The organism is Pseudonocardia kujensis, assembly GCF_021283305.1.
Taxonomy (GTDB): domain Bacteria; phylum Actinomycetota; class Actinomycetes; order Mycobacteriales; family Pseudonocardiaceae; genus Pseudonocardia; species Pseudonocardia kujensis.
This window is the reverse complement of the sequence record NZ_JAJSOK010000135.1, coordinates 1-5803: the sequence shown is the minus strand read 5'-3', so window position 1 is coordinate 5803 and position 5803 is coordinate 1. Positions and strand designations below refer to the sequence as shown.

The 5803-nt window shown below is 79.8% G+C and carries 3 protein-coding genes; 2 read left to right on the top strand and 1 reads right to left on the bottom strand.

Annotation, left to right across the window (positions count from 1 at the left end):
• Positions 1-103: 103 nt before the first annotated feature.
• Complete coding sequence (gene eccCa, locus LWC35_RS38510; RefSeq protein WP_232875536.1) at positions 104-3706, bottom strand: type VII secretion protein EccCa; 3603 nt, start codon at positions 3704-3706, stop codon at positions 104-106.
• Positions 3707-3901: 195 nt separating this feature from the next.
• On the opposite strand from eccCa, the gene LWC35_RS38505 reads away from it, so the two are divergent.
• The gene (locus LWC35_RS38505; RefSeq protein WP_232875535.1) at positions 3902-5308 is read left to right on the top strand and encodes an EsaB/YukD family protein; all 1407 of its coding nucleotides are present in this window, start codon (positions 3902-3904) and stop codon (positions 5306-5308) included.
• A partial coding sequence (locus tag LWC35_RS38500; RefSeq protein WP_232875534.1) for a S8 family serine peptidase occupies positions 5302-5803 on the top strand: 502 nt, incomplete at its 3' end. The genes LWC35_RS38505 and LWC35_RS38500, both read left to right, overlap by 7 nt.

Genomic DNA, 5803 nt, shown 5'->3' with positions numbered 1-5803 from the left:
CCGGCGGGGCCAACGGGTCCGGCGACGCCGACCGGTTCGGCGGGACGGGCGGGTTCGGCGGGACGGGCGGGTTCGGCGGGACGGGCGGGTTCGGCGGGACGGTTCACGGCTCCGCCCAGGCCACCTGCACCAGCCGCGGACCGTCCCGCCGGCCGACGAGCAGGCCGCGGCCGGGCGGCCGGGGCCCGGCACGGACGGTCCCGACCAGCGGCCCCTCGTCCGGGCTGCCGTGCATCACGAGCGCGGGCCCACCGAGCTCGCGCAGCCGCCCGACGACCGGGTCGAACAGCGCCCGCGCCGCCCCACCGGTCCGCCGCGCGACCACCAGGTGCAGCCCGACGTCGGTCGCCTGGGGCAGGAACTCCGCGAGCGGCGCGAGGGGGTGCGGCGCGGTCGAGCCGGCCGGCGCGACGAGGTCGTAGTCGTCGACGAGCACCCACACGTCCGGGCCCGACCACCAGTCCCGCGCCGCCAGCTGCTCCGGCGTGACGCCGGGGCCGGGAAGCCGGCGGCGCAACGTCGCCGCCAGCTCGCGGCCCGCGTCGGCGATCGCGGTCGCGGTGCCCGCGTGCTCGATCACGTGGCTCGCGGGCAGCGCGCCGAGCAGCGAGCGGCGCGGGTCGAGTGCCACGATCCGCGCCCGCTCGGGGGTGTGGCGGGCCGCGACGCCGCGGGCCAGGAGCCGGAGCAGCCCCGTCTTGCCGCTGCGGGCGTCGGCGAAGCAGAGCAGGTGCGGTTCGGCCGGGTCGAGCACCACCGGTTCCAGGTGCTCCTCGTCAATGCCGAGCAGGACGCCGTCGACGCACCCCAGCAGGGGTTCCGCGGGAACGAGCCCCGGCAGCACGCGGACCGGCGGGAACGCCGGGCCGGACCGGTGGACGAGCGGGCCGGGCGCGGCGAGGACCATCGCGTCGCCGTCGGGCGCGAGCCCGTGGCCGGGCCGGGCGGGGACGCCGGCGGCGCGGCGGCGGTCCACCTCGGAGTCCCCCGGCTCGCCGAGCCGCAGTTCCAGCCGGCTCCCGAGCCGGTCCTTCAGCGCCGGCCGCAGCTCGCCCCAGCGGCCGACCGACACCGCGAGGTGGATCCCGTACGCGAGCCCGCGGTCGGCGATCGCGGCGAGCCGGGCGGCGGGGTCGGCATCGGTCGGGTCCGTGGTGAGGGCGGCGTACCCGTCGACGACGAGCAGGACGTCCGTCGCCGGCTCGTCCGCCAGCTGCCCGGCCGCCCGCCGCGACCGGAACTCCGCCACCGACCCCACGCCCTCCGCGCGGAACCGCGCCTCGCGCCGGGCGAGCAACCCGCCGACCTCGGCGAGCGTGCGCCGCACGAGGTCGGGGTCGGCGGCGACCGTGCCGACGTGCGGCAGCTCCTCCAGTGCCGCGAGCCCGCCGCCGCCGAGGTCGAGGACGTGCACGCCGAGCTCGGCCGGGGTGTGCGCGCGGGCGAGCGCGGCGACGAGGGTGCGCAGCGCCGTCGACTTGCCCGACCGCGGCCCGCCGGCCACCGCGACGTGCCCCGCCGCCCCGGCCAGGTCGACGACGAGCGGGTCCCGGCGCTGCCGCGCGGGCCGGTCCACGAGCCCCACCGGCACCCGCAGCGCCGACCCGACGGCCAGCTCGTCGAGCGGGGGCGGCTCGGCGAGCGGCGGCAGCCAGACCCGGTGTGCCGCAGGGCCTCCGAGGGCGACGACGGCGTCGACCGCCGCGTCGAGCACGGACCTGACCGTCGGTTCGGGACGCGGCTCGGGCGCCGTGACGGGCGCCGCCGTGAACCGGTGCGCCCGGCGTGCGGCGACGGCCCGGCCGGCGGGGGCGGCCCCGGAGACGTACGCGCCGCGGAACCTGACGAGCTGGTCGGTGCCCGCCGAGAGGATCGCGGCACCGGGCACGGACGGGAGGCCGTGCGCGTCGGGCACGCCCAGCACGGCCCGTGACTCGGAGGCGGAGAAGGTGCGCAGCGCGATCCGGTAGGACAGGTGGGACTCGAGCCCGCGCAGCCTTCCCTCGTCGAGCCGCTGCGAGGCCAGCAGCAGGTGCAGCCCGAGCGAGCGGCCCAGCCGGCCCACGGTGACGAACAGCTCGACGAGCTCCGGCCTGCGGGCGAGGAGCTCGGAGAACTCGTCGACCACGACCAGCAGCACGGGCAGCGGCGGCAGGTCCCGCCCGGCGGCGCGTTCCCGCTCGTACTCGGCGACCCCGGCGAGGTTGCCCGCGGCGCGCAGCAGCTCCTGGCGCCGGAGGATCTCGCCCTCGAGGGCGTCGGCCATCCGGTCGACGAGGGCGAGCTCGTCGACCAGGTTGGTGATCACGGCGGAGACGTGCGGGAGCCCGGCGAGGCCGAGGAAGGTCGCGCCGCCCTTGAAGTCGACGAGCACGAGGTTCAGCTCGTCCGGGCCGTGCGCGAGCACCAGGCCGACGACCAGGGTCCGCAGCAGCTCGCTCTTCCCCGACCCGGTCGCCCCGACGCACAGCCCGTGCGGGCCGCTGCCGCCCCGCGCGGACTCCTTGAGGTCGAGCAGCAGCGGGCGGCCGGCGTCGTCGAGACCGAGCGGGACCCGCATCCGGTCCGCCGCCGCGCGCGACCGCCGCAGCGCGGCGACGTCCGTGGGCCGCGTCCCGGCCAGGCCCAGCAGGTCCGGCAGGCCGTGGGCGGCAGGCCGGGCGTGCCCGGTGCCCGCGGGCCGGTACCGGGCGAGCCGGCGGGCGAGGGCGAGTGCGCCGGCCTCGTCGAGCTCGTCGGGGCGGGTGACGGGGCCGGGCTCGTCGAGCCGCAGCCGCACGACCGACGCGGACTCCCGCCGCGCGGCGGGCACGCCGACCCGCAGCACGGTCACGCCCTCGGCCGTCGCCCACGCCCCGGGACCGTCGGCCGGTCCGTCGACGACGACGAGCAGGTGCCGCGGCCCGGGGTCCGCGGCCCACCACCGGCGCAGCTCGTCCGGATCGTCGGTGATGGTGCGGACGGGGCCGAGGGCGTCGCGGTCGACGGCATGAGCGTTGTGCGGCAACCACTTCAGCCAGTCCCAGCCCCCGTCGACGAGCGCCGCGACGCGGGTGTCGGTGGGCCCGTGCCCGAGCACGAAGGAGGCGACGACCGCCCGCGCGGCCGCCCTGGCCCGCTCCGGCGGCCCGTCGAGCCACACCGCCGACGCCGCCCGCAGGTCGACGGCGACGGGCAGGTCCGGCACGACCGAGTGCCCCGCGAGCAGCCGGCGCAGCGCGCGGGCGCTCACCGGCTCGACGCCGTCGACGGGCCCGGTGCGGGGCGGCAGGAGCGGGGTGGCCAGCCGCTGCGGGCCGAGGCCGACGCGGACGTGCGCGAAGTCGTCGTCGCCGGGGTCGCGCTCCCACAGCCGCCCGGCGGCGAGCACCTCCGGCCACGCGGCGGGGTGCGGGTGCTGGTCCTCCAGCGCCGCCCGCTGCGCCGCGGCGACGCGCCCCGCACGCTCCCGGAGCCGGGCGAGATAGCGCAGGTAGTCGCGGCGGTCCTCGTCGACGGTCGCGGTGCGCTCGGAGCCGCGGGCGCTGCCGCCGGTCAGCAGCATGCCGACCGACGACAGCGCGAACATCCCGCCGAACACCCACGCCGTCGGCTCGCCCGGTCCCACGGCGACCACGCCGAGCGAGCCGAGCAGCATCGCGACCGGCAGCGCGCGGGCGAGCAGCCCGGGCGGGACCGCGCGCTCCGGCTCCGGCGGCGGCTCCACCCGGATCTCCCCCGTGGGCGGCGGTGCCGTGCGCCGGCGCCGCCGTGCGACCTCGACCGTCCCCAACTCGTGCCCCACTTTCGCCGAACGGCCGCGGGCGGACCCCCGTTCGGCCGATACTGCGGCCGATGATCGCAACGTGAGGCGGCCCTGCGGGGCGGTTTCGCCGAAGTCGTGGGGACCGGGAGGTCGTGGGTGGACGCCTACCGCCGCGTGACGGTGCTGGCCCCGGCCTGCCGACTGGACGTCGCACTACCCGCCGACCTCGCCGTGGCCGAGCTGGTGCCGATGGTGCGGGAGCTGCTGGGCGAGCCCGTGCCCGACGGGCGGGCCCCTGCGCCGTGGCGGCTCGACGGCGCGGCCGGGGCGCCGCTCCCGCCCGGCGCCACGCTCGCGCAGCTCGGGGTGTGCGACGGCGCGCTGCTGCGGATCGGCCCGGCGGTCGCCCCGCCGCCCCCGCCGCGGTTCGACGACCTGCCCGAGGCCCTCGCCGCAGCCGTCGAGACGGGGGCGCGCGACGGCGGCGAGCGGGCCCTCCCCCTGGCCGTCCTCGTCGCGATGACGATCGCCTCGCTGCTGCTCGCGGGGGTGCGCGGGGCGGGGCTGCTCGTCGCCGCGGCCGCAGTGGTGGTCAGCGTCGGAGCGACGCTGGGTGCGCTCGTCGTGGCCGCACGGGTCGGTGGGCGTGCGCCGGCGGCCCTCGGGGGTGCGGCCGGGCCCGCGGCGGACACGACGGACGGTGCTGCGGCGACCACGAGCGCACCCGGGTGGCGGTCCTCGGACGGCCCCTCCGCGGACGGGGCGCGGGCACTCGTCACCGGTCTGTGCGCGCTGCCGCCCGCCGCGGCAGCGGGCCGGCTGCTGACACCCGGCTCCCCGACGGCGGCGGTGCTGGGCGCGGCGCTGCTCCTCGCCCTGGCCGCGGCGGCGGCGCAGGCCGTGGTGCGGGTCGTCGAGCCCGTCCTCACCGCCGCCTTTCTCGTCGGCACGACGACGGCGCTGAGGTGCGTCGTGCTCCTGCTCACCGGGGGACCACCGACGGCGGCGGGCGCGGCCTGCGCGGCCGCCGGGGTGCTCGTCGCGCCCCTGCTCCCCCGCCTGGCGTTGCGGCTCGCCGGGCTCCCGACGACGGCGGACGATCCGCCCCCGGACCCGGACGTGCGGGCCGGCCTCGCCCGCCGGCACCTCGCCGGCCTGGTGCTCGGCGGCGCCGTCGTCACGGCCACCGGGGCGGTGCTCGCCGCGGCCGCCCCCGGCCCGTGGGGCCCGCTCCTCGCCGCGGCCGTCTGCGTCGTGCTCCTGCTGCGCGCCAGGGGGTTCGCCGAGGCCCTCCCGGCCCGGGCGCTGCAGGTGGCGGGGCTGCTCGCCGGGTGCGGTGCCGCGGTGGCCGGGACCCTCGGCGCCCCGGCCCCGGTCCGGCTCCTGGCCGCCTCCGCGACGCTCGGCGCGCTCCTCGCCGTGCTCGCGCTCCAAGGGCGCAGGCGTCGTCTCGGCCCGGTCGGTCGACGCACCGCCGATCTCGCCGAGCTCGCCCTCACCGCCCTCTGCGTCCCGCTCGCCGCGGCGGTGCTCCACCTGTTCGCGCTGGTCCGCGGATGGTGAGCGCGCTCGTCCCGGTGGCGGCCCTGCTGATCGCGCTGGCGCCGGGGCCGGACGGCGGGCTGAGCCAGGTCGCCGCGTGCGTCGGTGCGGGCGGCACCGGGCGCGGCGGCGGGCTCCCGCTGACCGACGTGCACGCGCTGGCCGACGGCAGCGGCGTCCGGGTCGCGGTGATCGACACCGGCGTCGCGCCGCACCCGCGCCTGCCCCGGCTGACCGGCGGCGGCGACTATCTCACCGGTGGCGACGGTCTCACCGACTGTGACGGCCACGGCACCGCGGTCGCCGGGCTGCTCGCGGCGGCCCCGAGCCCCGACGACGACGTCGTCGGCGTGGCCCCGGGCGTCGAGGTCCTCGCGATCCGCCAGGCCAGCCCGTCGTTCACGGTCACGACGGTGGACGGCGGCACACGGCCGGCGGGCGACACCGCGTCGCTGGCCCAGGCGGTGCGGCGGGCGGTCGGGCTCGGCGCCGCCGTCGTGACGATCAGCGAGGCCG